Here is a 25,587-nt window from a genome sequence, read left to right on the forward strand (position 1 = left end):
GGAGGTGGGGTCCCGCCTCCGGCGCGATGTGGTGCGGGCGCGGCGCCGGGAGAGTGGGGACTGTCCACCTGACCTGCAGAAAGGACCACGATGAACCGCCGATGGACCGCGCTGGACCGCCGTACGAAGATCCTCGTGCTCGGCTCCGCACTGCTGCTCTCCGCCACCGCGGCCTCGGCCGCCACCGCGTCGGACTCGGAGGCACCGCGGCAGCGGGAGGCCGCCGCGCTCACCGGCACCGCCAAGCTGTACCGCTCGGCCGGGGACGACATCACGTTCTCCTTCGACGCGCATCTGGCGGCGAAGGACACCGCCGACCCGACGAAGGCCACCGGCACCTTCGAGTTCAGCCACTACCTGAACGGCGAGGGCGCGAAGGCCAAGGCCAAGGTCGACTGCCTGCTGACCGGTGGGAAGGTCGCCGTCGTCTCCGGGGTCATCACCTCCTCCGACCTGCCGGGCGCCAAGGGCAAGCGGGTCGGCATCACCGTCCACGACGTCGGCCACCGCGACCGGCTCGGCTACAGCTGGGCGTCGACGGGCAGCCCCGTCGAGACGAAGGGGCTGCCCAAGTGCGTGGGCTCCGCCCCCTTCGAGAAGGTCAAGAAGGGGACGGGCGACTTCACGGTCGTGCCGTGGCTGCCCGACTTCTAGCCAGGGCCAGCGCGGTCACCAGGTAGGGCACCGCGAGCACCGCGAAGACCGTGCTGTGCGCCGCGCCCGTGCCGAGCAAGGCGTACACGCCGAACGTGGCCACCGTGGCGAGCTCCGTGCCCAGGCTCGCCACGGAGGTGAGCGTGGCCCGGCGGGACTCGTCGATCCGGTGCTGGAGACGGACGTCGGCGAGCACCTCCGCCAGCTGGAAGCCGCCGAAGGCGAGGCCCACGAGGGCGATGCCGGCCGGGGTCCGGACCGCGGCGCCGACGGCCAGGGCGAGCGCGGAGCCCGCGAGCAGCCAGGCCATCCCCCTGGTGCCGAGGCGTTCGGCCGGACCTGCCAGCAGGCTGGCCGCCGTGACGAGCGTCCAGACGAGCAGGATCAGGTACGGCACCGTCGTCTCCGCCACGCCCGTGTCCCGAGCCAGCAGGGGCGTGTACTCGTCGAGCGCGCCCCACACCGCGGCGACGGCGGGGATCAGCAGGAGGGCGCCGCGCACGGAACGGTTCCCGCGGGCTTCGGCGAGGCCGGTGCGCAGGGTCACCCACCAACCGTCACCACCGTGCTCCGGCCGCGTCCGGTGCTCCGGCAGCCGGGTCGCCACCGCGGCGGCCAGCAGACAGGCCAGCACGCTGCCCGCCCCCACGGCCGGGTAGCCGCCCAGGACGACGACCGGTCCGGCGAGGCCGATCGACGCCATGGTGGCCGCCAGTCGCGCCGCCCGCACCCGTCCCATCACGCGCGCGTACCGGTCGCCGGCGCCGAGCCGGTCCAGCTCGTCGTAGGCCAGCGCCTCGAACGAGCCGGAACACAGTGCTCCGCCGACGCCCCACAGGACGAAGCCGAGCGCGAAGGCCCAGTACGACGGGACGATCACCCACAGGGCGAAGCCGACGGCGTTGAACAGCGGGCCGACCCACAGCAGCAGCCGTCGGGAGACGGCGTCGGCCAGCGCGCCGGAGGGGACCTCCAGCACGACGGCCGTGATCGACCACAGGGCGAACAGCGAGGAGATCTGCCAGAGCGACATGCCGGTGTCGGCGAACAGCAGCGCGTACACCGGGTAGAGCAGGACGAAGTCGTCCAGGAACGAGTAGCCGTACAGCGTGGCCGTCAGGCGTCGGACGCCGGTGGCGGGTACGCGTGCGGGTGTGAGTGTCATGAGGCCTTCCCGGAAGGGCGGTTCGGACGTCGTCGGTACGGCGTCCGAGGCGGCCCTCGGGAGGCGCGGCTGGTGGATCAATGTCGCCAGGTCATGACACCGATGTTAGACAGGCGCGGTCCCGTTGCCCAGCGAAAATGTGGTGATGACGGCGGCGTGGTCGGAGGGCCAGTCGTTGTCCTCGACGTGGGGCCAGGGGCGCGGGCGGCCGCTGACGTACGTCTCGGAGTCGAGCACGCGCAGGCCGCGGTGCAGGACGAAGTCGATCCGGTCCTGCGGTTCGGGGCGTCCGCTGCCGTCCTCGCGCACGGGGTGGATCGGCGACCAGGTGTGCCCGGGGTGGGCGACCAGGTCCGGGTGGGCCTCGCGGTAGGAGTCGCGGAGCCCCGCCTCCTCGGCCGCCTTCGTCACCGGCCAGTCCGCGTCGGGCCGGTCCAGGTGGGAGGGGCTGTTGAAGTCGCCGACGAGGACGACGGGCACGGAGTCGTCGACGCGGCCGAGAGCGTCCCGCATCTGGGCGAGGCGCACGTCCTCGTGGGCGGTCGGATCACCGTCGGTCGCATAGGGCCCGTACTCCTTGTAGTCCAGATGGACCGTCCACACGTCCGCCTCGGCACCCTCGTGCACTCGGACCCGTACGCCGGCCGCCCCGTAGAACCCGACGTCCGGGTCCCCGAAGCGGGCCGTGATCGGGTACCGGCTGATGACGCCGAGGTTCTCCCCCGCACGGTGGTGGTACCAGCCGAGGGCGTCGGCGAGCTCCTCCGCGGCCGTGCCGTACGTCTCCTGGAGGCCGACCACGTCCACATCGGTCTCCGCGATGACCTTGAGCTGCTTGGCCCGGTGATCGTGGACCTTCGTGCCGCCGTACCAGAGATTCCAGGTCATGACGCGGAGGCGGTGGGGCAGCAGGGAGCGCAGTGCCGAGGGGGTGATGCCTTCCAGGCTGGCCTCCACGGTCCGTCCGGGCACCGCCTCGATGGGCGCGAGCGAGGGCACCGCGAGCACCGTGCACCCGGCCGCCTCGGCGGAGGCGACGCCGGTCGCGGTGTCCTCGACGGCGACACAGCCGGACGGGTCGACGCCCAGGACGCGGCAGGCGGCCAGATACGGGTCGGGGGCAGGCTTGGTGTGCTCGGTGTCGTCGGCGGTGACGGAGACGGCGAACCGGCTCGCGCCTCCCAGGGCTGCCAGGACGGTGTCAGCGACGGCTCTCGGGGACGCGGTCACCAGGGCCGTGGGGACGCCCTCGCGGGCCAGCGCGTCGAGCAGGTCGAGCGCGCCGGGGCGGGGGACGATGCCGGCGCGGACGCGGTCGGCGAACTCCCGGTGGAGCTCGTCGGCGAGGGCGTCCGCCGGGGCACCCGTGGCGGCCGCCAGCCAGGCAGCGGTGTGCTCGACGGGCCGGCCGAGCACGTCTGCCTCGTCCGCCTCCGTCAGCGCCCGCCCGGCGACGTGTTCCACCGCCTCCCACCACAGCCGCTCGGTGTCGACGAGCGTGCCGTCCATGTCGAAGAGGACGGCCTGGAGCGGGAGTCGGGTCACGGTTGTCTCTTTCATGCGCGGGGGTTCATACGTGGGGGCAAGGACATACAGGGATCAACGACGTACGGGGATCAAGGACGTACGGGGTTCAGTGTCGGCGCTCGGCCACCAGCACCGGCCGCTCCGGCAGCGACACGCTCACCGCGGCGCCGGCGCCGAGCGCGGCGCCCTCGTGGGCGGGCAGGTCGGCCTTGACCTCGGTGCCGTCGGCGAGCCGTACGGTCAGCCGGGTGGTGGCGCCGAGGAACGCCGTGGCGACCACGCGCGCGTCGGAGGCGTCGTCGGCCCGCACGGCCACCGCCTCCGGCCGCACCAGCACGTCGATGTCGGCCACCGAGGGAACGTCGCCGTCGACGGGCAGCCGCCGGCCCAGCACCTCGACACCGCCCTCGACGAGCCGGCCCGGAATCCGGCTCATCGTGCCGACGAACTCGGCGACGAAGGCGGTGGCGGGGCGGCCGTACAACTCGGCCGGTGCGGCGCACTGTTCGAGCCGTCCGGACCGCATGACCGCGACCCGGTCGGCCATGGACAGGGCCTCCTCCTGGTCGTGGGTGACGAACAGGGTGGTGATGCCCAGCTCCCGCTGGAGCCGCCGGATCTCCTCGCGCAGCGTCAGGCGTACCTTGGCGTCGAGCGCCGACAGCGGCTCGTCCAGCAGCAGGACGCGCGGGCGCAGGGCGAGGGCGCGGGCCAGGGCGATGCGCTGCTGCTGGCCGCCGGAGAGCTGGTGCGGGTACCGCTCGCCCTTGTCGGCGAGGCCGACCAGCTCCAGCAACTCGGCTGCACGGGCGCGTCGTTCGGCGGTGCGGACCTTGCGCATGCGCAGCCCGAAGGCCACGTTGTCGAGGGCGTTCAGATGCGGGAAGAGGCTGTACGACTGGAACACCATCCCGGCGTCGCGGCGGTGCGCGGGGATGTCGGTGACGTCCTCGCCGTCCACCAACACCGTGCCGGAGTCGGGGTGTTCGAAGCCGGCGAGCATGCGCAGCGCGGTGGTCTTGCCGCAGCCGGACGGGCCGAGCAGGGCGAGGAGTTCGCCCGGCCGGACGGTCAGGTCGAGCCCGTCGAGGGCTACGGTGGGCCCGAACTCCCGGCGCAGGCCGCGGAATTCGACGGTGGCGGCCTGCGTCGCCGCGTCTTCGGCTGTCTTTGCGGCTGTCTTGTCGAGCACGGTCATGGTCATCCCCGGGAGGTAGTACGGGTACGGCCGCCGAAGCCGGCGAGCACGAGGAGCAGCACCCATGTCACGAGCAGGCTGAGCACGGACACGGCGACGGAGAGCTGGGCCTGCGAGCCGCTGACGTTCACGATCCACACGGCGAAGGGCTGGAAGCCGAGCAGCTGGGCAACGGTGAACTCGCCGAGCACCAGGGCGAGGGTGAGGAAGGAGGCGTTGAGCAGGGCGCCGCGGAGGTTGGGCAGGACGGCCTGGACCAGCGCCTGCGGCCAGCTCGCGCCACAGCTGCGGGCGGCCTCCACGAGGGTGCGTACGTCGATGGCGCGCAGTCCGGCGTCCAGGGCCCGGTGCACGAACGGCAGCGCCATCACGACGTAGGCGAGGACGAGCACGAACGGGAAGTCGGGGTTCTGGATCGCTACGAACGTCTGGAACAGCGGCGTGCGCGAGAGATGCTCCGGCCCCCACTTCAGCACCGTCCCGATCCCGGCGACGAACGCGATCGGCGGCACGACCAGCGGCAGCGAGCACACCACCTCGACGACCGGCCGCAGCCGGGGCGCGCCGAGCCGCAGCGCGACCATGGCGGGCACCATCAGGAGCAGGACGAGGGCGATGGTGGCGAGGGCCAGCTCCAGCGAGAGAAGCAGGCTGGACGCGAATCCTTCGGTGGAGAAGATCTGGGTGTAGGCGTCGAAGGTGAGCCCCTGCCCCGGCACGTCGACAGTGAAGACCACCGACGCCGCGAGCGGCACCAGGAAGTACAGTCCGGCGAGGCCGAGGACGCCCCACCGCCACAGGTTCAGGCGAGCCATCGGGCGCTCCGTCGTTGCAGGGGCAGATACACGGCCATGACCAGGCCGGCGACCAGGACCATGTCGAGGCTGAGGGCGAGCGCCACGTTCTCCTGGCCGACGAGGACGTTGCCGGAGAGGGCGTCGGCGATCTGGAGGGTGACCAGCGGGACGGAACTGCCCACCATGGCGGCGGCGGTGGCGTACGCGGCGAAGGCGCTGCCGAAGAGCAGGACGAACCCGCCGAGGAGCGTGGGCAGCAGGACGGGCAGGGCCACGTGGCGCCAGTACTGCACGGTGGTGGCGCCGTTGTTCTGCGCCGCCTCGCGCCACTGGGAGCGCAGGCCGTCCAGGGCCGGCGTGATGGTGAGCACCATCAGCGGGATCAGGAAGTACAGGTAGACGAGGACCAGGCCCCAGAAGCTGTACAGGTCCCAGCCCTTGTCCGTCAGGCCCAGATGCCGGGTCAGCACACCGGCGTTGCCGAGCGTGGCGACGAACGCGAAGGCCAGCGGGACGCCGCCGAAGTTGGCGAGGACCCCGGAGGCGGTGAGCACGGCCTCGCGCAGCGCGCGGAAGCGGGAGGTCACCACGGCCTGGGCGAGCGGCAGCCCGAGGAGAGCGCCGAGCGCCGCGGACACGGCGGACAGCTTGACGCTGCCGAGCAGTGCCGTGAGGTAGGCGCCCTGGAGGGAGGCCGTCAGGTTGCCGGCGCTGTACGAAGTCGCCCCCGTGGCCGGGTCCTTGACGGTGAAGGCGCCGTCCAGCATGGCCAGGGCGGGCAGTCCGAAGGAGAGCGCGGTGAAGGCGAGCAGCGGGACGACGGCGAGCGAGCCGAGCGACCGGCGCCGCCGCTTCACCGCAGCGGCGGGCGCCGTGTCGACCCGTACGGCGGTGGCCGTCATCCGGAGACGGCCTTCGCCCAGCCCTGTCCGAGGACCGTCTTGGCCTTGTTCTGCTGGGCCTCGGTCGGGAAGGACGGCGTCCCGGCGACCTCGGGCAGCTTGGCCGCGGCGGTCTTGTCGAGGGTGCCGGCCTTCTCCATGGCGGTCATCAGGGCCGGTCGGGCGTAGCCCTTCAGCCACAGGTTCTGGCCCTCGGCGCTGTAGAGGTACTCCTCCCACAGGCGGGCGGCCGCCGGATGCGGGGCGTCCTTGTTGACCGCCTGGGAGTAGTACTGCGAGAACTTGCCGTCGCTCGGCACCGACACCTGCCAGTCGACGCCCTTGGACTTGAACTCCTCGGCGTACCCGGCGTTCAGGTAGTCCCAGTCGATGCTGATGGGCGTCTCGCCCTTCTCGACGGTGGCCGGGGTCGACTCGACGGGCGTGTAGTTGCCGTTCTTCTTCAGCTTGGCGAAGAAGTCGAGGCCGGGCTGGATGTCGTCGAAGGAGCCGCCGCTCGCGAGAGCCGCCGCGTAGACGCCGCCGAAGGCCGAGCCGGACTTGGTGGGGTTGCCGTTGAGGGCGACCTGCCCCTTGTACTGCGGCTTGAGCAGGTCGGCGAAGGTCTTCGGGCACTGCTTGACCCGCTTGGCGTCGCACCCGATGGAGATGTAGCCGCCGTAGTCGTTGTACCAGCGCCCCTGCGCGTCCTTCTGCCCCTCGGGGATGTCCCCGAAGGCCTGCACCTTGTAGGGGGCGAGCAGCCCCTGCTGGGCGGCGCTCAGCGCGAAGGAGCTGCCGAGGTCCAGGACGTCCGGCGCCCGGTCCTGCCCCTTGCGCGAGGTCACGGCGTTGATCTCGTCCTGGCTGGAGCCGTCGGGGTTCTCGACCTCGACCTTGATGCCGTACTTCTTCTCGAATCCGTCGATGAGGGCGCCGTAGTTGGCCCAGTCACGCGGCAGCGCCATGGCGTGCAGCGTGCCCTCTTCCTTGGCCGCCTTCACCAGGGCGTCCATGCCGCCGAAGTCCTCGGCGGAGGTGGCGGTGGCGGCGCTCTTGCCGTCGGCTGTGGTGGACGCGTTGTCGGGGGCGGCGCCACAGGCGCTCAGGGCGAGCGCGGCTACGACGACGAGGGCGCCGACCGGGACGGCGGTTCTCTGCAGGGACACGGTCACGGCTTTTCTCCAGGGGGACGCGCGAGGGTGCAGGAGGATCTTGCCCAGGAAAGGTCTCAAACTTGTCTGAACAAGTTGGCCCCAGTAGGCCCGCCGATGGTGACACGTTCGTTAACACTGGCGAAAGCCTCCGCCCTGAATTTGTGCGCACTCCCCGCCGACACGGCTCACCGGACGATCTCGACTAGGCTGGTCACGCTGTGCACAGCAACCGACTCAGAGGGGAAGCATGGCGGCGCGACACGAGGAGATCGCCGACGAGCTGCGCCGGGCGATCGACCGCGAGGAGTACACGGTCGGCAGTCTGCTGCCCGCCGAGACGGAACTCTCGGCTCACTACGGCGTCTCACGCGGCACGGTCCGGCAGGCCGTCGCCACACTGACCGCCGAGGGCCTCATCGGCTCGCGCCAGGGCGCCCGTCGCGTGGTGCTGGCCAGCCGCCGCAGCCAGAGCTTCGCCGAACTGCGCAGCTTCGCCCAGTGGGCGCGGGCGATGGGCCGGGAGGCGACGGGCCAGGTGGTCGCGCAGGAGTACACCCCGGCGACCCAGGAGGACGCGGTACGCCTCCAACTGCGCGTCGGCACACCCGTGTTGCACGTCCTGCGCGTGCGCGGCCTGGACGGTGAGCCGGTGCTGCTGGAGCGCACGGTCTACGCCGACTGGATCTCCCCCGCCGTAGAGGCCATAGAGCCCGAGTGCCCGTCCGTCACCCAACGCCTGTACGACGAGACGGGGTTGGTCTTCGCCTACGGCGAGCACGTCATCGACGCGGTGGCGGCGGGCGCCCAGGACGCTGAGTTGCTGGGCATCCGCCGCACGAGCCCCCTGCTGCGGGTACGACGCGTGACGACGACCCGCGAGGGCCGGCCGGTGGAATGGTCGGACGACCGCTACCGCTCGGACGCGGTGAGCTTCAGCGTGCACAACTCGATCGACAACAACGCGCTGGCGCGCAAGACGGCCGACTGACGCCCTCCGCCGAGCGGCTATACGGGTCCGCCTGACGGAGGAGGCCACGGCGTGGGCAAGCAGACGAGACTGCTCACATGGACGCCACCGAAATCCCCGCACTGCCGTTCGTCGACGAACACGCGACGGTCGTCGAGACGAGCGCGGACGCCGTCTGGCGCGAACTGACCGCCCGGATGGACGGCGCCCGAGGATTCCGGGTGGCAGTGTCGACCCCGGGCCAGAAGCTGGCCCTGGTGGGCCATCACCCCTTCTCCAGGTACGCGCTGATCTTCCACTTGGACGAGACGGACGAGGGCCACACCCGGCTACGGGCCGAGAGCAGGGCGATGTTCCCCGGTGCCGCGGGCGCCCTCTACCGCCGAGTCGTCATCGGCTCGGGCGGCCACGCGATCATCATGCGGCACATGCTGAGGAAGATCCGCAAACGCGCCCTCTGAGGGCGCGGGGCTGTACGAATATGCGGCTCCGCCACGTGGGCGCGACCAGCCCCCACCGGCCCGCGGGCAAAGCACTACGTAGGCGACCCGGAGGAAAACCGCCGCAACAACGGCGACAGCACCAGCACGGACTTGGTCCGCTCGACGAACGGTTCCCCCGCGATCCGCTCGAGGACCCGCTCGAAGTGCCGCATGTCAGAGGCGAACACCTGCACCACCGCGTCCGCGTCCCCGGTGACGGTGGACGCGGCCACGACCTCCTGGTACCGCTCCAGACCCCGCCGGATGGTGTCCGGCGAGGTGTTGTGCCGGCAGTAGATCTCGACGAACCCCTCGGTCTCCCAGCCGAGCGCCGACGGGTCCACCCGTACGGTGAATCCGGTGATGGCTCCGGTGGCGCGCAGCCGGTCCACGCGCCGTTTCACGGCAGGCGCGGACAGGCCGACGAGGTGCCCGATGTCCGCGTAGGAGCGGCGGGCGTCCTCGGCGAGGGCGTGCACGATGCGTTCGTCGAGATCGTTCAGCACTGCGGGTGGTTCACTTCACTTCTGGCATGGCAAGACGGGAACGGCGATAGCCGTACAGGAAGTAGAACACGAGACCGGCGGCCATCCAGAACCCGAAGACGACCCAGGTGACGGTGTCGAGGCTGAACATGTTGTACGCGCAGAACAGGAAGCCCAGCACCGGCAGCACCGGCCCGAACGGCACCCTGAACGTGCGCTCGAGCTCGGGCCGCTTCACGCGCAGCACGATCACCGCGATGTTGACCAGCGCGAAGGCGAACAGCGTGCCGATGCTGGTGGCGTCGACCAGCTTGCCCAGCGGGATCAGGGCGGCGAGGACACCGCAGAACAGCGACACGATGACCGTGTTGAGACGGGGCGCGCCGGTCTTCGCGTGGACCTTGCCGAGCGCCTTCGGCACCAGGCCGTCGCGGGACATCGCGAAGAGGATGCGGGTCTGGCCGTAGAGCACGGTGAGGACGACGCTCGCGATGGAGATGACGGCGCCGAGGGCGAGCAGGGTGCCCCAGAAGGTCTGGCCGCTGACGTCGGTCATGATCGCGGCGAGGGACGCCTCGGAGCCCTCGAACTTGGTCCAGTTCCACGCACCGACGGCGACGCCCGCGACGAGCACGTACAGCGCGGTCACGATGATCAGCGAGAGCATGATCGCCCGCGGCAGGTCCCGCTTGGGGTCCTTGGCCTCCTCACCGGCGGTGGAGGCGGCGTCGAAGCCGATGTAGGAGAAGAAGAGCGTGGCACCGGCGGCGCTGACGCCCGCCATGCCGAGCGGCATGAAGTCCTCGTAGTTGCCGGACTTGAAGCCCATGAAGCCGACCGCGCAGAACAGCACGAGCGCGGCGATCTTGACGGCGACCATGATCGTGTTGGCGCGGGCGGACTCGCGGACCCCGCCGAGCAGGAACACCATCGCCAGCAGCACGACGATCAGCGCGGGCAGGTTGATGATCCCGCCCTCGCCGGGCGCCGAGGACAGCGCGGACGGGATGGTGACCCCTATGGTCCCGTCGAGCAGCTCGTTGAGGTACTCGCCCCAGCCGACGGCGACGGCGGCCACCGAGACGCCGTACTCCAGCACCAGACACCAGCCGCAGACCCACGCGACCAGCTCGCCCATCGTTGCGTACGCATACGAGTACGAGGAGCCCGCGACCGGGATGCTGCCGGCCAGCTCGGCGTACGACAGGGCCGAGAAGAGCGCCGTGAGACCGGCGATCACGAAGGCCAGGGTGACCGCGGGACCGGCCTCCGGGACGGCGTCGCCGAGGACGACGAAGATGCCGGTGCCGAGGGTGGCACCGATGCTGATCATGGTGAGCTGCCACATGCCCAGGGAGCGCCGCAGGGACCCTCCCTCACCCTGGCCGCCCTCCGCGACCAGGTGTTCCACGGGCTTGCGTCGCATCAGGCGCGCGCCGACGCCCAGGGACGCGGGGGCGGCGGTCTGGCTTGGGTTCTGCGGTGGTGCGCCTTGGTCGAGCACGCGCTGGCTCCTTATCGCTGCCAATCTGGGCGGCGGGAACCGACGGCACCCCCACGAGCAGGGACCCACCGAGCGGGGTCCCCGCCACGCCACGTACGAGGCGACAGCCTATGAGGTGTGACGTTGCGGGTGAAATGCAGCAACCTTGCGCATGTCCGCAAGATCATTGCGTTCCTGGGGGTTGGGTGGGTGTTCGTTGCGCGGTGGCTTTCGACCGTTGCGCAAGAGGCCGGCAGAGGGCACTCAGAGGGCCTTCACCAGGAACACGCAGGTATCAGCCTGCTCATGCCGAACACCGTGGTCGTCGAGGTGGGCCCAGCGGTCGACGTACGCCACCGTGGGCAGATATCCGAGCCGGGCATAGAGCGCCGCAGCGCGCGGATTGCCGTCGCCGACGCCGAGGCCCATGGAGCCGATGCCGCGCTCCCGCGCCAGCCGCTCGGCGGCGCTCACCAGGGCGGTGCCGATGCCCTGGGAGCGGAGCGACTCGGGCCATACGCAGAGGCCGTTGATCTCGGGGCAGCCCGGCTGCGCGGTCCGCACCTCCGACGCCTCGCACCCGGTCCAGCGCACCTCCGCGTGACCCACGGGCCTGCCGTCCAGCCACGGGATCAGATACGTGCTGTCTCCCGCCTCCTGTCGCGCGAAGCGGGCAGCGTGGTTGCCGTCGAGACTGCGTGACGGCATGAAGCGATCCAGCACCTCGATGTCCTCGGCCCTGCAGGCGGCTATCTCCATACGCCGACGGTAGAGCCGGGCATGCGAAACGGCCCCCGATTTTCCCGGCAGTCGGGACAACGGGGGCCGTAGGCAAGGGAGTTGGCGTCAGCTCCAGCTGGCGTGCAGCGGCTTGCCCTCCGCGTAACCGGCCGCGCTCTGGATGCCGACGACGGCCTTCTCGGCGAACTCCTCCAGGGAGCCGGCGCCCGCGTAGGTGCAGGACGACCGCACGCCCGCGATGATCGAGTCGATCAGGTCCTCCACACCCGGGCGGGCCGGGTCGAGGAACATGCGGGAGGTGGAGATGCCCTCCTCGAACAGGGCCTTGCGGGCGCGGTCGTAGGCCGACTCCTCGGACGTACGGTTGGCCACGGCCCGCGCGGACGCCATGCCGAAGGACTCCTTGTACGCGCGTCCCTGGGCGTCGTGCTGGAGGTCGCCCGGCGACTCGTACGTGCCCGCGAACCAGGACCCGACCATCACGTTGGAGGCACCGGCGGCCAGCGCCATGGCGACATCGCGCGGGTGGCGGACACCACCGTCGGCCCACACGTGCTTGCCGTACTTCTTCGCCTCGGCGGCGCACTCCAGCACCGCCGAGAACTGCGGCCGGCCGACGCCGGTCATCATGCGGGTGGTGCACATGGCGCCCGGGCCGACACCGACCTTGATGATGTCGGCGCCCGCCTCGATCAGATCCCGCACACCCTCAGCGGCGACGATGTTGCCCGCGACGATCGGCACCTGCGGGTCGAGCGCGCGCACGGTCCTGATCGCGGCGATCATCGACTCCTGGTGGCCGTGCGCCGTGTCGATGACCAGCGTGTCGACGCCCGCGTCGAGCAGCTGCTTGGCCTTGCCCGCCACGTCGCCGTTGATGCCGACGGCGGCCGCTATGCGCAGCTTGCCGTTCGCGTCGACGGCCGGCGTGTACAGCGTGGCGCGCAGGGCGCCCTTGCGGGTGAGGATGCCGGCGAGGCGGCCGTCGGCGTCGACGGCGGGGGCGTAGCGCCGGTTGTGGTGGTCGAGGGTGTTGAAGGCCTCGCGCGGGTCCTGGTCCGCGTCGAGGAGCAGCAGGTCCCGGGACATGACCACTTCGAGCTGGGTGAAGCGGTCCACGCCGGACAGGTCGGAGTCGGTGACCACGCCGATCGGCTTGAAGTCGTCGTCGACGACCACACCGGCGTTGTGCGCGCGCTTGGGCAGCAGGGCCAGCGCGTCGGCGACGGTCTGGTGCGGGGCCAGCACGATCGGGGTGTCGAGGACGTGGTGGCGGCTCTTCACCCAGGAGACGACGTCCGTGACCACGTCGATCGGGATGTCCTGCGGGATGACCACCAGGCCGCCGCGCCGGGCCATCGTCTCGGCCATACGGCGGCCGGCGATGGCGGTCATGTTGGCGACGACCAGCGGGATCGTGGTGCCCGTGCCGTCCGGGGAGCTGAGGTCCACGCCCTGCCGCGAGCCGACCGCGCTGCGGCTCGGGACCATGAAGACGTCGTCGTACGTCAGGTCGTACGCGGGCTGGATGTCATTGAGGAAACGCACGTGCTGCACATCCCAGTCGATCAGAGGTGGCCCCCGGACAGGTCAGCCAGGGGGAGGAGCACGTACTTCATTGTCCCATGCTGACCGGAATGGGATGCATGGTCACATCATCCAAGCAGGTCAGAGGCCCCTTAGGAGGAACCTCCAAGGCCGGTGTCAGTCCTGCGCGAGGGCGGCGCGCTCCGCCGGGCCCTCCAGGACTACGACGCTGTAGGCCCGCTCCAGGTCCCCGGACGATCCGTCGGCTGCCCCTCCCACGCCCTGCGCGTACCGGCGACCGCTTCGGCGGCCTCCAGGAAACGGGGCAGCGGTCGTCCCTCGGCCACCAGCCGCTTGCCGTGCGTCAGCGACCAGTACCGCCGGATCCAGTCGGCGCCGAGGGAGCACAACAGCCCCCGGCACGAACCCATCCGGTAACGGGAGTTGCTATTCCGTCAGCCCACGCGCAAGGCGTCACCCAAGGGCGAGCGCCACGGTGAGCGAGGACGTACGGGCGACCGCGTCACCGAAAACGTCCTGCGCGACCGCCCACTCCTCGGGCCTGGTCTTCGCGTACGGCTGCCAGTTCCGTACGACGACCAGCAGCCCCCGCTCGACGGCACCCTCCGGCCAGACCGAGTGGTCGGAGAGGGAGTCGGCCAGCGCGTCCCAGTTGCGGCCGAACCAGTCGGGCAGCCGCAGGGCACCGGCGCAGCGGTCCATCAGGCCGGCCTTGTCGGTGACCCCGTCGAGGTCCAGCGTGACCACGAGGTCCGTCATCTCAGTACCGCCCAGGTAGTAGTGGCCGTTCGGTCTTGATGGCCGTTCGACGAATGAGAGGGCGGCCGCTCCGGCCACCCCCTCCTGACACTCCGTCAGTGTCCGTCCGGATCAGCCCTGTTGAGCGCCGGCTTCGGCGTCGGCCCCGCCGTCATCAGCACGTCCGCCGCCGAGGTGTCCGTCACCAGGCTGGTGACGAGCCCCGAGCGCAGCACCGCGTCGATGGCGGCCGCCTTGCGCGCCCCGCCCGCGATCGCGACGACCTCCGGGATACGGCGGAGCTGGTCGGCCTTGACCGTGATGCACCGCTCCCCCAGGTCCCGCCCGACCCGGCGCCCCTCCCCGTCGAAGAGGTGCGCGGACATCTCGGCGGCGACGCCGAGCGAGGCGTAGTGGGCGCGCTCCTCGTCGCTGAGCATGTCGTGCACCGTCGAGATGCCCGGCTCCCAGGAGCCGATGGAGACACAGGCGACCGTGACCTTGTCGAAGTACTCGAAGGCCCGGGCGATCCCGGTCTGGTGACGCAACGCCGCCGCGGTGGCCGCGTCCGGCAGCAGCATCGGCGCGTAGATGGGGTGCGCGTCGCCGCCGGAGACCTGCGCGGCCCGGCGCACGGCCTCCACCGAACCGCGCTCGGCGGTCCCGGCGTCGTACACGCCCGTCAGCTGCACCACGGTGCACGGCGGCAGCCGGTCCAGGGCGGCCGCCATGTGGATGGTGGACCGGCCCCACGCCAGTCCCAGCACATCCCCCTCGTTCACCAGCTCGCCGAGCAGGTCGGCGGCCACTTCTCCCAGGTTCTCGGGGTCGGGCGTCTCCTCGGCCTCGGCCGGGGACTCGACCACGACCGCGTGCCTGAGGCCGTAGCGGGCGCGCAGCGCGTCCGAGCGCTCCGCGTCCAGCTCGGCCGGCACACGGATCTCGATGCGCACCAGATCCCGTTCGAGAGCGGTCTCCAGGACCCGGGCCACCTTGAAGCGGCTGACGCCGAACTCCTCCGCGATCTGGATCTTGGACTTGCCCTCGAGGTAGAAGCGGCGGGCCATGGCCGCCGCCTGCACCAGCTCAGCGGGTCCCATCCGCATGGCTGACCGGCCAGCCGACATACCCGACACGGCGATCTCCTCACTGCTGTTCACACTCTGGATTCGCCGTTCATCCTTGCAGATCCGGCGCTCTTGATCCGCCCTGATGGGCGCCGTTCACGTTCCCTTGGCTCAGTGGTCGCATGCCCAGGCGGCGGTCCTGGTGACCGCCTCTGCCTGAGCACGCAGCGCACGGACCGCTTCGGCCGGGTCCTCGGCCCCGTACACCGCCGAACCGGCGACGAAGACATCGGCGCCCGCCTCGGCACATCGCTCGATGGTCGAGGCGGCCACACCACCATCGACCTGGAGCCACAACTCAAGACCGTGCTTGCTGATCAACTCGCGGGTGCGGCGAATCTTCGGAAGCATGATGTCGAGAAACGCCTGACCACCGAAGCCCGGCTCGACCGTCATGATCAGCAGCATGTCGAGTTCGGGAAGGAGATCCTCGTACGGCTCGATGGGGGTCGCGGGCTTGAGCGCCATGGAGGCGCGGGCGCCCTTGGCCCTGATCTCCCGGGCCAGCCGCACCGGGGCCGCGGCGGCCTCGACATGGAAGGTGACGGAGGAGGCCCCCGCTTCCACGTACTGGGGCGCCCACCGATCGGGGGCCTCGATCATCAGATGGCAGTCCAGCGGGGTGTCCGTCGCACGGGCCAGAGACTCTACGACCGGCACGCCGAGCGTGAGGTTCGGGACGAAATGGTTGTCCATGACGTCGACGTGGAGCCAGTCGGCTCCCTCGACCGCCTTGGCCTCGTCCGCGAGGCGGGCGAAGTCGGCGGACAGGATGCTGGGGTTGATCTGCGCGGCCATGACCCAAGACTGCCATGTCCCGGCACGAATGTTCGCGCCGGTACAGACCTGAGACGTTCATCGGATGTTGTGTTCGGTTCACGCGTGCCATGCTGGGCGGCCAACCGGACGGTTGGCCGGATCGTTGTGCGGCTGCGGGGGTGGCCATGACGAAGATCCAGGAGAAGAGGCAGCAGACGCGGCCGGGACAGCAGGGCATCGCGCACCTGGTCTGCGGGCGACGCGCCAAGTGGGTGGTGCTCGTCCTGTGGCTGGTGGTGCTGTTCCTGACGGCACCGTTCGCCCAGAAGCTGACCGACGCCCAGGACAACGACGCGGCCTCCTGGCTGCCCGGCTCCGCCGAATCCACCCAAGTCCTGGAGGTCTCCGAGAACTTCAGGCCGGAGCAGATCCCCGCGGTCGTCATCTACGCCCGTGACGGCGGCCTGACGGCACAGGACCGGGCGGCGATCACCGAGGACGTGGCTCAGCTCAAGCAGCTGACCGACCACGGCATCCGGGGCGCCGAGACACGGGGCCCGGTCTTCGACCGCGAGGTGGACCCGCGCGCGGCCCAGGTCCAGGTCCCGATCACGATGGACGAGAAGGGCTGGGAGCGCATCGCGCCCGCGGTCGACTCCATCCAGGATGACGTCGGCGAGGGCGGTGGCGGCCTGGCCGTGCACATCACGGGCCCCGGCGGCACGTCCGCGGACTTCTCGGAAGCGTTCGAGGGCATCGACTCCACACTCCTGCTCTCGGCGATGGCGGTGGTCATCGTGATGCTCCTGCTGACCTTCCGCAGCCCGACCCTGCTCCTGGTCCCCCTCCTGTCGGTGATCGCCGCCCTGTTCACCGCGCAGGCCTTCATCTACCTCCTGGCGGAACACGCGGGCCTGACGGTGAACGGCCAGAGCGCGGGCATCCTCACGGTCCTGGTCTTCGGCGCGGGCACCGACTACGCACTCCTCCTCGTCGCCCGCTACCGGGAGGAACTGCGCCGCCACGAGGACCGCCACGAGGCGATGGCCCTGGCCCTGCACCGCGCGGGCCCGGCGGTGCTCGCCTCCGGCGCGACGGTCGTCCTCAGCATGCTGGTGCTGCTCGCGGCGGAGATGAACTCGACGAGCGGCCTCGGCCCGGTCGCCGCGATCGGCGTGGCGGTGGGCCTGATCGCGATGCTCACGCTCTTCCCGGCCCTCCTCGTGATCTTCGGCCGCTGGATCTTCTGGCCGGCGATCCCGCATCTGGGCACGGAGAACCCGGAGAAGCGAGGCATGTGGGCGCGCATGGGCCGCCGTATCTCGCACCGCCCCCGCATGGTCTGGACCGTCACGGCCATCGCCCTCGCGGTCTGCTCCCTCGGCCTGATCCAACTGCGCGCGGAGGGCCTGAGCAACGCCGACGCGTTCACCGACAAGCCGGGCTCGATCACCGGCCAGGAGGTCTCCGAGCGCTACTTCCCGGCCGGCAGCGGCGACCCACTGGTCATCGTCAGCAACCGGGCACAGGCCGAACAGGTGGGCCGCGCGGTGGCCGAGACGCGAGGCGTGGTCCCCGAGTCACTCGGCCTTCCGCCGGGCACGAAGCCGTCGTACGAGGGCAAGGTGCTCTTCGAGGCCACGATGACCGATCCCGCCGACAGCGAGGCCGCGAAGCAGACGGTCGAACGCGTACGTGACGCGGTGCACACGGTGCCGGACGCCGACGCGCAGGTGGGCGGCGGTACAGCAGCCCTGTTGGACATGGACAGGGCAACGACGCACGACAACATCCTGATCATCCCGCTGGTCCTGCTGGTCGTCCTCCTGATCCTCTGCGCGCTGCTGCGCGCACTGATCGCCCCGCTCCTCCTCATCGGCACGGTGATCCTGTCCTTCGCGGCCGCCCTGGGCATCAGCGCGCTGGCCTTCCGCCACCTCTTCGACTACGCGGGCGAGACGACCGACTTCCCGCTGTTCGTCTTCGTCTTCCTGGTGGCACTCGGCATCGACTACAACATCTTCCTCACGACCCGCATCCGCGAGGAGGCAGCCCACCAGGGCACCCGCCCCGGCGTGGTCACCGGCCTCGCCGCCACCGGCGCGGTCATCACCTCGGCCGGCCTGGTCCTGGCCGGCACCTTCGCCGCCCTCGGCACCCTCCCCATGGTCGCCTTCGCCGAAATCGGCTTCGCGGTCGCGCTGGGGGTACTCCTGGACACGTTCATCGTCCGCTCGGTGCTGGTGACGGCGCTGTTCCTGGACGTGGGGCCGAAGGTGTGGTGGCCGAGCGGGCTGGCACGGGAGGGGGAGGAGAGGGCCGGTCAGCCGGGCACGTGACCGGCCCCGGACGCGCTCACTCACCGGGCCGACCCCACATCCCAGCCCGAAGCGAGGTCTGGGGCGGCAGCCCCAGCGGGGTCCAGGGGCGGAGCCCCTGGCGGGGTCGAAGGGGCAGCGCCCCTGGGGATGGGACGGGTAGGGGCGGCGGGGGCGAGAACAGCCCTCAGCCAACCCGCCGAATCAACGCCAAATACATCGCATCCGTCCCATGCAGATGAGGCCACAACTGCACATCAGGCCCCTCCCCCAACTCCGGCACCCCAGGCAACAACCCCCGGGCGTCCATCAGCTCCCCACCACCCCGCTGCTTCAACACGTCCTCGACAACCACCCGCGTCTCAGCAAGATGCGGCGAGCACGTGGCGTACCCGACCACCCCACCCACCCGCACAGAATCCAGAGCCGCCCGCAACAACTCCCGCTGCAGCGGCGCAAACCCCTCCAGATCCTCCGGCCGACGCCGCCACCGAGCCTCGGGCCGCCGCCGCAACGCCCCCAACCCGGTACACGGAACATCCACCAGCACCCGGTCAAAGCTCCCGGCCCGCCACGCCGGCCGCGTCCCATCGGCGGCGATGACCTGATACGGCCCCGGATTCCCCGCCAACGCCTTGGCCACAAGCCCCGCCCGATGCGGCTGCTTCTCGGAGGCGACCAACACGGCCCCCCGCTCCGCGGCCAGCGCCCCGAGCAACGCCGCCTTGCCCCCGGGCCCGGCACACCCGTCGAGCCACCTCTCGTCGGGCCCGTCCAGCGGAGCATGGGCAAGGGCGAGGGCAACGAGCTGACTCCCCTCGTCCTGCACCCCCGCACGCCCTTCCCGCACGGCCTCGATGGCCCCCGGTTCCCCACCCTCGGCGAGCCGCACGGCATAGGGCGACCAACGCCCCGGCACGGCGGCCTCCTCCCCGAGCAGTTCCTCGGTCGTGGCCCGCCCCGGCCGCGCGACCAGCGTCACCTCGGGCCGCTCGTTGTCGGCCTCCAACAACCGCTCGATCCCGGCCCGACCCCCACCGAGCGAGTCCCACAGCGCCGAGACGACCCACCTCGGATGCGAGTGCACCACGGCGAGATGCTCCTCGGGATCCTCGTCGTACGGCGGCGCGACCCGCTGGATCCACCCGTCGAGATCGTCCTGCGCGACCTTCCGCAGCACGGCGTTGACGAACTTCGCCCGCCCGTCACCGAGCACGACCCGGGCAAGCTCCACGGACGCGGACACGGCGGCATGCGACGGAATCCGCGTCCCGAGCAGCTGATGCACACCGAGGCTGAGCACATCGAGCACCGGCGGATCGACCTCACGCAACGGCCGGTCCACACAGGCGGAGATGACGGCGTCGTACGTCCCCTGCCGCCGCAGCGTCCCGTACACCAGCTCGGTCGCGAGCGCGGCGTCCCGCCCGTCGAAGTCGCCCTTGTCCCGCGCCTTCCGCAGCAGCGGAGGCAGAACGAGGTTGGCGTACGCGTCCCGCTCGTCCACGGCGCGCAGCGCCTCGAAGGCGAGCATGCGGACGGGGTCCTTCTTGGGCCGTCGGTAGGGCTTGCCGGGTTTACTGGGCCGACGGGAGGTGTCGCTCACGAAAAGGTGCTCCGGATTGCTGGATGAGATACGCACACAGCGTACGTCGCACCAGGCACCGGCGCGCAGGACGGTCACCGGCACCGGCGCCGGCCCCGTCAGACCCCGAGGATCTCCCCGTCGCCGATCCTGACCCCACGAGCCCAGTCGGCCGCCCGCATCGGCTTCTTGCCCTGAGCCTGCACCCACAGCAACTCGACGGCGTACGACCCGGTCCCGACGTACACGTTGTTCTTCCCGACAGAGAGCGCACCGGGCGCGAGATCGTCCCGCCCGGGCACCGGCTGCACGTGGATGAGCTTGAGCCGCTCGCCACGGAAGACGGTCCAGGCACCCGGCGCGGGAGTGCACCCGCGCACGACGCGGTCGACACGCAGGGAGGGCGCGCTCCAGTCGATGTGGGCGTCCTCGACGTTGACCTTGGGAGCGAGGGTGATCCCTTCGGACGGCTGCGGTACGGCCTTCAGCGTGCCGTCCTCGATCCCGTCCATGGTCGCGGCCAGCAGCCCGGCACCCGCGAAGGCGAGCCGGGTCAGCAGGTCACCGCTGGTGTCGGTGGCCCGGACCTCCTCGGTGACGGTGCCGTAGACGGGCCCGGAGTCGAGCCCTTCCTCGATGAGGAAGGTGGAGGCCCCGGTGATCTCGTCACCGGCCATGATGGCGTGCTGCACGGGCGCAGCCCCACGCCAGGCGGGCAGCAGCGAGAAGTGCAGGTTGACCCAGCCGTGGGCCGGGATGTCGAGGGCGACGCGGGGCAGCAGGGCGCCATAGGCGACGACGGGACAGCAGTCGGGCGCGATCTCCCTGAGCCGCTCGAGGAACTCGGGGTCGCGCGGCCTGGCCGGCTTGAGCACCTCGATCCCGGCCTCCTCGGCCCGCTCGGCCACCGGGCTCGCCACCAGCCTGCGCCCACGCCCGGCCGGCGCGTCGGGCCGCGTGACGACGGCGGCCACCTCGTGCCGCCCGGAGGCGATCAGAGCGTCCAGAGCGGGAACGGCGACCTCGGGGGTACCGGCGAAGACAAGCTTCATGGGTGGGCACGGGCCTCTCGGGCGGGGTTGGCATGGGCAACGCACAAGTCTATGGGTGCACGCCACAAGGCCTCACGTCGGCGGCACCAAGGACGACCGGACCGCAGAACGCCTACGGCCTCACCCGCAAGCGGAAAGCCGCCGACGGCGAACAATCGCGACAGGATGGTCCAGCCTCCTGGCCGACCGGAATCGGGTGGTGCGCGGGCGGCCAAGCATCCAAGACCGAAGGCCGAGGCGCACAACCCCCGCGCAGGGGCGTAGGCATATGCCCACACGCCCCCACACCGTGACCCGCGGAGCGCTCCCGCGTTGGTCAAGAAAGAGTTGACCACAACGGGCCGCATGCGCCGCATCCGTATCCACGGCCCACTCCTTCAACGCCGGTTCGAGAGGCTTGTTCATGGCCGACCACGCAACCCACGACGCCCAGGCTCGGGCCAGCCTGCACTTGCTGGTGCGGGACATCGAGCGGGTCCGCCGGCAGGTGGACGCACTGCGCACGCTCACCGCGCAACTGGGCAACGTCTACCGCCCGCGCCGCTCCGGTCCCTCCACGGGCTTCGTCGTCTACGGACGCGCCCCCGCCCCGACGGTCCGTCTCGCCCAGGAGCTGCGGGACAGTGTCGAGACCCTGGTCACGGCAGCCGTGGACTTCGACCGCTCGCTCGGCTTCTCCTGGGACGCGGTGGGTTCCGCCCTCGGCGTCACCAAACAGGCGGTGCACCGCCGCTACGGCGCCCGCCGCGCCGCCACCCAGGCGGCAGCCGAGGCCGAGCGCACGACCGAGCCCTCGGGAACCCGTACGGTCAACGTCACCACCGCACTCCCCCCGGTGCCGACGGTCCCCGCGGCCCGCTCCATGCCGACGCAGCCGACGGCAGGCAGCCCCGGCCTCCGCGACGAGGCCAGGCCCACAGCCTTCCCAGGCCCTCGCAACGGCTGACACCCCCCTAACTCTGCCCTCCTGGAGCGCACCCGGGAGGGCAGAGCCATGCCATGCCAGAAGAGCCACACGCGCGAGCACCAGGCACCAGCACCAAGCACCAAGCACCAAGCACCAAGCACCAAGCACCAACGTCACCCGATATCAGGCGGATCCATCCGCACCCGCACCACGGCCTCACCACCCCCGCCCCCGGCACCACTCCCACTCCCACTCCCCCGAGCCATCCGCGCCGCCTGCGCAGCCTTCAAGGCAGCCGCCAAAGCGGCCCCCCGCCCCGGCGGCACCCGGATCAACGCCCGCTCCCAGTGCTCCCCGGGCGGCGGCGCCCCCACGCGCCGCGGCCGCCCCACCGCCGTCACAGGTACCGGAACCGGCCCCAACACCTGTGCTTCCGGAGGCAGTTCGACCGCACGGAGAAACTCGGCGACCGCCTCCCCCGGCCCGGCCACGGACGCCATCCGGGACACCGGCGGAAAACCGAGCTCGGCCCGCTCGGCCAGTTCCCGCACCGCATGCCCGACCGGATCCCACCGCACCAGCGCCTGCACGGGCCGCAAGGTGGGCTCGGCGACAACCACCACCGTCCCCCCGCCCCGCTGCGGCCGTACCAGCGACGCGGCCGCGATCCACCGTCGCAACGCGTCCTCTCCCGCCCGCAGATCGGGCCGCCCGAGCATCGCCCAGCCGTCCAGCAGCAGCGCCGCCGCATACCCGCCCTCGGCGACGGGCTCGGCCCCAGGCGTACTCACGACCAGTGAGGGCGTGCCCGGCACGGTGTCCAGCACATGCTCACGCCCCGACGTCCGCACCGGAACGGCGGGAAAGGCCCGCCCCAACTCCTCGGCGGTCCGCCGCGCCCCCACCACCTGAGCCCGCAGCCGGAACCCACCGCACTCCGGACAGTGCCAGGCACCCTCGTCACGCCCGCACCACCCGCACCGCAGATCGGCCCCGGAGCCCTGCGCCTCCAGGGGCCCGGAGCAGTGCCGGCACCGAGCGGGCGCCCGGCAGTTGGCGCAGGCCATCCGCGGCACATATCCACGCCGGGGCACCTGCACGAGCACCGGCCCGTGCCGCAGCCCTTCCCGCACCGCCTGCCAGGCAAGAGTGGGCAACCGAGCGGCCCGAGCGGCCTCGTCCCGCGCGAGATCCCCGTCCCCCACGGTCCGTACGAGCGGAGCCGCGCCCCGCACCTGCTCCCGCCCGGCGACCAACGGCCGGGCCCAACCACTCTCCACGAGCTGGGCGGCTTCGACGGTGCAGCTCCAACTCCCCAGCAGAAAGCCGCACTTGTCCTGCGCGGCCCGCAGCAGCAGCACCTCACGCGCATGGGGCTGCGGAGCATGCAGCTCGCTGTGGCTGTCGTCGCCGTCGTCCCAGAGGGCGACCAGCCCAAGATCCTGCACGGGAGCGAACATGGCGGCCCGCGTCCCCACGACGGCCCGCACACTGCCCCGCCGCACCGCGAGCCACTCCCGATACCGCTTCTCGGGCCCGGCATCCGCGGTCAGCACCGCATGCCGTCCCTCCCCCATGAGCGAGGTCAGGGCGGCGTCGACCCGCGCGACAGCCCTCCCGTCCGGCAGCACGACGAGTGCCCCACGCCCGGAGGCCAACGTCGCGACGACGGCCCGAGCCAGCTCCTCACTCCACTCGGGCCCCGGCAGGGCATTCCACACCGCGCGCGGAGCACCCCCCAAAGCCAACGACTCCAGAAAGGCGGCCCCCCGCTCATACCGCCCCCATGACCCCGCCTCGGGCGCCGCGGGCACCGGAAGGGGCTCCGGCGAAGGCCGCTGTTCAGCCCGAGCGCTGCGCGGCGGCACGGCCAGCTGCAGCACATCGGCAAGCCCCCCGGCATACCGATCGGCGACGGCCCGGGCCAGCCCCAACAGCTCCTCGCTCAACACCCGTTCAGGAGAGACGACCTGCGCGAGAGCCGCCAGCGGCCCGGAGTAGTCGGACTCCGCGACCCGCTCGACAAGGAACCCGTCAATGAGCCCCCCGCCCTCACGCCGCCCCTCCCGCACCCGATGCCGCCCGGCCCCGAACCGCACCCGCACCCGCACACCCGGCTGCGCGTCGGCGTCCAACTCCTCGGGAACGGCATAGTCGAAGTACCGATCAAGGTGCAGCACACCCTTGTCGACCAGCACCCGCGCCACGGGCAGCTCCTTGGCCAGCGCGGCCCCCCGCCACGTCCGCGGCTTGGCCTTGGGCGCCTTGGCCTTGCGCACGCTCTCCCGGATGAACGCAAGCTGCTCGGGCGGCGCCCCCTCGGCCCCACCGCCCGCCTGCCCGTTCTCGCTGCTCACGCTTGCATTCTTACCAAACGCCACTGACAACCGGCGGCGCCCGAGTTCCCTCACGGCAACGGAACGCACTCTGCCTTGGACCACTCGGCCACGCCACCGGACCCACCCGGCCGACGGCGGGATTCGAACCCGCGGGGGCCTACAGCCCCGAAGTACCCGTCACCTTCGCACCGGGCGCCCCGGCGTCAGATTCCTCGCAAGAGAGCGTACGAGCCGCCGTGCCCGACCGCCGCCCGATTTCCCCCACGGCAAGGCGGAGCACGCCGAGGCCCGGCGCCCCAAGGGGACGCCGGGCCTCGTACAAACCAGTGGTGCAGGAACCAGTCGAGCCGGGCCTTACAGCCCCGCCGCCTTCCGCAGCTCCTCGACCCGGTCCGTCCGCTCCCACGTGAACTCCGGCAGCTCACGGCCGAAGTGACCGTAGGCCGCCGTCTGAGCGTAGATCGGGCGCAGCAGGTCCAGGGCGCGGATGATCGCGGCCGGGCGGAGGTCGAAGACCTCGTCGATGGCCTTCTCGATCTTCTCGGTCTCGACCTTGGCCGTGCCGAAGGTCTCGACGAACAGGCCGACCGGCTCGGCCTTGCCGATCGCGTACGCCACCTGAACCTCGCAGCGCGAGGCCAGGCCCGCCGCGACGACGTTCTTGGCGACCCAGCGCATCGCGTACGCCGCCGAACGGTCCACCTTGGACGGGTCCTTGCCGGAGAACGCGCCACCGCCGTGCCGGGCCATGCCGCCGTAGGTGTCGATGATGATCTTCCGGCCGGTCAGGCCCGCGTCACCCATCGGACCGCCGATCTCGAAGCGGCCGGTCGGGTTCACCAGCAGACGGTAGCCGTCGGTGTCCAGCTTGATGCCCTCGTCGAGCAGGGCCTTCAGCTCCGGCTCGACCACGAACTCCCGGATGTCGGGGGCGAGGAGCGAGTCCAGGTCGATGTCGCTCGCGTGCTGCGAGGAGACGACCACCGTGTCCAGGCGGACCGCCTTGTCGCCGTCGTACTCGATGGTGACCTGCGTCTTGCCGTCCGGGCGCAGGTACGGGATCGTGCCGTTCTTGCGGACCTCGGACAGGCGCTTGGACAGGCGGTGCGCCAGGAAGATCGGCAGCGGCATCAGCGTCGGCGTCTCGTCCGTCGCGTAGCCGAACATCAGGCCCTGGTCACCGGCGCCCTGGCGGTCCAGCTCGTCCTCGTCGCCCTCGACCCGGGACTCGTACGCCGTGTCCACGCCCTGCGCGATGTCCGGCGACTGCGAGCCGATCGAGACCGAGACACCGCAGGAGGCGCCGTCGAAGCCCTTCTTCGAGGAGTCGTAGCCGATCTCGAGGATCTTGTTGCGGACCAGCGTCGCGATGTCCGCGTACGTCTTGGTCGTGACCTCTCCGGCCACGTGCACCAGGCCGGTCGTGATCAGGGTCTCGACGGCGACCCGGGACGTCGGGTCCTCGCGCAGAAGCGCGTCGAGAATGGTGTCACTGATCTGGTCAGCGATCTTGTCGGGGTGACCTTCGGTCACGGACTCCGAGGTGAACAGGCGACGGGACACAACGCTCCCTGGGGTTGCAGCGGCTGCTGGCTGATCATTTGTGGACGCGGCGGGGGCTGCGCCCGGCGTCGTCCGAGGACAGTTTATCTGTCGCGCTCGGCCACGGACCCCCTG

Annotated in this window: 22 protein-coding genes; 5 read left to right on the forward strand and 17 right to left on the reverse strand. The window is 71.2% G+C overall.

Annotated features, from left to right (window positions below):
• Positions 1-90: 90 nt before the first annotated feature.
• Complete coding sequence (locus ABD932_RS00375) at positions 91-654, forward strand: Repetin (RefSeq protein ID WP_345007885.1); 564 nt, start codon at positions 91-93, stop codon at positions 652-654.
• Here the strand turns inward: ABD932_RS00375 and ABD932_RS00380 are convergent.
• The 6 genes from ABD932_RS00380 to ABD932_RS00405 all read right to left on the reverse strand — a co-directional run bounded on the left by ABD932_RS00380 (position 623) and on the right by ABD932_RS00405 (position 7,397).
• On the reverse strand, positions 623-1,819 hold the full coding sequence (locus ABD932_RS00380; RefSeq protein WP_345007887.1) for an MFS transporter: 1,197 nt from the start codon (positions 1,817-1,819) through the stop codon (positions 623-625). The two genes, ABD932_RS00375 and ABD932_RS00380, sit on opposite strands and share 32 nt — an antisense overlap.
• Positions 1,820-1,924: 105 nt before the next feature.
• The gene (locus ABD932_RS00385; protein WP_345007889.1) at positions 1,925-3,364 is read right to left on the reverse strand and encodes an HAD-IA family hydrolase; all 1,440 of its coding nucleotides are present in this window, start codon (positions 3,362-3,364) and stop codon (positions 1,925-1,927) included.
• 88 nt (positions 3,365-3,452) lie between these two features.
• A complete protein-coding gene (locus ABD932_RS00390; RefSeq protein ID WP_345008328.1) occupies positions 3,453-4,544 on the reverse strand; it encodes an ABC transporter ATP-binding protein in 1,092 nt (363 codons plus the stop codon).
• 2 nt (positions 4,545-4,546) lie between these two features.
• A complete protein-coding gene (locus tag ABD932_RS00395) occupies positions 4,547-5,359 on the reverse strand; it encodes an ABC transporter permease (RefSeq protein ID WP_345007890.1) in 813 nt (270 codons plus the stop codon).
• Positions 5,347-6,243, reverse strand: a complete 897-nt coding sequence (locus ABD932_RS00400; protein WP_345007892.1) for an ABC transporter permease — start codon at positions 6,241-6,243, stop codon at positions 5,347-5,349. Before ABD932_RS00400 ends, ABD932_RS00395 begins: the two co-directional genes overlap by 13 nt.
• Complete coding sequence (locus tag ABD932_RS00405; RefSeq protein WP_345007894.1) at positions 6,240-7,397, reverse strand: ABC transporter substrate-binding protein; 1,158 nt, start codon at positions 7,395-7,397, stop codon at positions 6,240-6,242. The genes ABD932_RS00400 and ABD932_RS00405 overlap by 4 nt, the downstream gene beginning before the upstream one ends.
• 229 nt (positions 7,398-7,626) lie before the next feature.
• Here ABD932_RS00405 and ABD932_RS00410 point away from each other — a divergent pair, with 229 nt between their 5' ends.
• Positions 7,627-8,367, forward strand: a complete 741-nt coding sequence (locus ABD932_RS00410; RefSeq protein WP_345007896.1) for a GntR family transcriptional regulator — start codon at positions 7,627-7,629, stop codon at positions 8,365-8,367.
• 77 nt (positions 8,368-8,444) lie between these two features.
• Complete coding sequence (locus tag ABD932_RS00415) at positions 8,445-8,807, forward strand: hypothetical protein (RefSeq protein ID WP_345007898.1); 363 nt, start codon at positions 8,445-8,447, stop codon at positions 8,805-8,807.
• A 74-nt stretch (positions 8,808-8,881) separates the two neighbouring features.
• On the opposite strand, the gene ABD932_RS00420 is transcribed toward ABD932_RS00415, so the two are convergent.
• The 7 genes from ABD932_RS00420 to rpe all read right to left on the reverse strand — a co-directional run bounded on the left by ABD932_RS00420 (position 8,882) and on the right by rpe (position 15,748).
• Complete coding sequence (locus ABD932_RS00420; protein ID WP_053192400.1) at positions 8,882-9,334, reverse strand: Lrp/AsnC family transcriptional regulator; 453 nt, start codon at positions 9,332-9,334, stop codon at positions 8,882-8,884.
• 10 nt (positions 9,335-9,344) lie between these two features.
• The gene (locus ABD932_RS00425) at positions 9,345-10,817 is read right to left on the reverse strand and encodes an amino acid permease (RefSeq protein WP_345007902.1); all 1,473 of its coding nucleotides are present in this window, start codon (positions 10,815-10,817) and stop codon (positions 9,345-9,347) included.
• 243 nt (positions 10,818-11,060) lie between these two features.
• Positions 11,061-11,555 (reverse strand): GNAT family N-acetyltransferase, encoded by a 495-nt coding sequence (locus ABD932_RS00430; RefSeq protein WP_345007904.1) that lies wholly within the window; start codon positions 11,553-11,555, stop codon positions 11,061-11,063.
• Positions 11,556-11,642: 87 nt separating this feature from the next.
• Positions 11,643-13,085, reverse strand: coding sequence for a GuaB1 family IMP dehydrogenase-related protein (locus ABD932_RS00435; RefSeq protein ID WP_345007906.1), 1,443 nt, complete (start codon positions 13,083-13,085; stop codon positions 11,643-11,645).
• Between the two features lie 453 nt (positions 13,086-13,538).
• The gene (locus ABD932_RS00440) at positions 13,539-13,844 is read right to left on the reverse strand and encodes a barstar family protein (RefSeq protein WP_345007908.1); all 306 of its coding nucleotides are present in this window, start codon (positions 13,842-13,844) and stop codon (positions 13,539-13,541) included.
• 95 nt (positions 13,845-13,939) lie between these two features.
• On the reverse strand, positions 13,940-14,983 hold the full coding sequence (locus tag ABD932_RS00445) for a sugar-binding transcriptional regulator (protein ID WP_250085479.1): 1,044 nt from the start codon (positions 14,981-14,983) through the stop codon (positions 13,940-13,942).
• 78 nt (positions 14,984-15,061) lie between these two features.
• A complete protein-coding gene (gene rpe, locus ABD932_RS00450) occupies positions 15,062-15,748 on the reverse strand; it encodes a ribulose-phosphate 3-epimerase (protein WP_345007912.1) in 687 nt (228 codons plus the stop codon).
• Positions 15,749-15,894: 146 nt separating this feature from the next.
• Here rpe and ABD932_RS00455 point away from each other — a divergent pair, with 146 nt between their 5' ends.
• Complete coding sequence (locus ABD932_RS00455; protein ID WP_345007914.1) at positions 15,895-18,048, forward strand: MMPL family transporter; 2,154 nt, start codon at positions 15,895-15,897, stop codon at positions 18,046-18,048.
• 166 nt (positions 18,049-18,214) lie between these two features.
• Here the strand turns inward: ABD932_RS00455 and ABD932_RS00460 are convergent, their stop codons facing one another.
• Together ABD932_RS00460 and fmt are read right to left on the reverse strand one after the other, a co-directional pair.
• Entirely contained in the window at positions 18,215-19,633 is a 1,419-nt protein-coding gene (locus tag ABD932_RS00460; RefSeq protein ID WP_345007916.1) for an RsmB/NOP family class I SAM-dependent RNA methyltransferase, read from the reverse strand.
• A gap of 98 nt (positions 19,634-19,731) precedes the next feature.
• Positions 19,732-20,664, reverse strand: a complete 933-nt coding sequence (gene fmt / locus ABD932_RS00465) for a methionyl-tRNA formyltransferase (protein ID WP_345007918.1) — start codon at positions 20,662-20,664, stop codon at positions 19,732-19,734.
• Positions 20,665-21,067: 403 nt separating this feature from the next.
• On the opposite strand from fmt, the gene ABD932_RS00470 reads away from it, so the two are divergent.
• Positions 21,068-21,610 (forward strand): hypothetical protein, encoded by a 543-nt coding sequence (locus tag ABD932_RS00470; RefSeq protein ID WP_126390098.1) that lies wholly within the window; start codon positions 21,068-21,070, stop codon positions 21,608-21,610.
• A gap of 134 nt (positions 21,611-21,744) precedes the next feature.
• On the opposite strand, the gene ABD932_RS00475 is transcribed toward ABD932_RS00470, so the two are convergent.
• On the reverse strand, positions 21,745-23,928 hold the full coding sequence (locus ABD932_RS00475; protein WP_345007921.1) for a primosomal protein N': 2,184 nt from the start codon (positions 23,926-23,928) through the stop codon (positions 21,745-21,747).
• A gap of 336 nt (positions 23,929-24,264) precedes the next feature.
• Positions 24,265-25,473, reverse strand: coding sequence for a methionine adenosyltransferase (metK, locus tag ABD932_RS00480; RefSeq protein ID WP_345007923.1), 1,209 nt, complete (start codon positions 25,471-25,473; stop codon positions 24,265-24,267).
• Between the last annotated feature and the right edge of the window lie 114 nt (positions 25,474-25,587).

Source organism: Streptomyces shaanxiensis (genome assembly GCF_039537145.1).
Taxonomy (GTDB): Bacteria; Actinomycetota; Actinomycetes; order Streptomycetales; family Streptomycetaceae; genus Streptomyces; species Streptomyces shaanxiensis.

Bases quoted from the DNA above. Each gene is read 5' to 3' on its own strand.
- ABD932_RS00375 (WP_345007885.1), top strand. From the start codon at position 91: ATGAACCGCCGATGGACCGCGCTGGACCGCCGTACGAAGATCCTCGTG.
- ABD932_RS00380 (WP_345007887.1), bottom strand. From the start codon at position 1,819: ATGACACTCACACCCGCACGCGTACCCGCCACCGGCGTCCGACGCCTG.
- ABD932_RS00390 (WP_345008328.1), bottom strand. From the start codon at position 4,544: ATGACCGTGCTCGACAAGACAGCCGCAAAGACAGCCGAAGACGCGGCG.
- ABD932_RS00395 (WP_345007890.1), bottom strand. From the start codon at position 5,359: ATGGCTCGCCTGAACCTGTGGCGGTGGGGCGTCCTCGGCCTCGCCGGA.
- ABD932_RS00400 (WP_345007892.1), bottom strand. From the start codon at position 6,243: ATGACGGCCACCGCCGTACGGGTCGACACGGCGCCCGCCGCTGCGGTG.
- ABD932_RS00410 (WP_345007896.1), top strand. From the start codon at position 7,627: ATGGCGGCGCGACACGAGGAGATCGCCGACGAGCTGCGCCGGGCGATC.
- ABD932_RS00415 (WP_345007898.1), top strand. From the start codon at position 8,445: ATGGACGCCACCGAAATCCCCGCACTGCCGTTCGTCGACGAACACGCG.
- ABD932_RS00430 (WP_345007904.1), bottom strand. From the start codon at position 11,555: ATGGAGATAGCCGCCTGCAGGGCCGAGGACATCGAGGTGCTGGATCGC.
- ABD932_RS00440 (WP_345007908.1), bottom strand. From the start codon at position 13,844: ATGACGGACCTCGTGGTCACGCTGGACCTCGACGGGGTCACCGACAAG.
- rpe (WP_345007912.1), bottom strand. From the start codon at position 15,748: ATGGCCGCGCAGATCAACCCCAGCATCCTGTCCGCCGACTTCGCCCGC.
- ABD932_RS00455 (WP_345007914.1), top strand. From the start codon at position 15,895: ATGACGAAGATCCAGGAGAAGAGGCAGCAGACGCGGCCGGGACAGCAG.
- fmt (WP_345007918.1), bottom strand. From the start codon at position 20,664: ATGAAGCTTGTCTTCGCCGGTACCCCCGAGGTCGCCGTTCCCGCTCTG.
- ABD932_RS00470 (WP_126390098.1), top strand. From the start codon at position 21,068: ATGGCCGACCACGCAACCCACGACGCCCAGGCTCGGGCCAGCCTGCAC.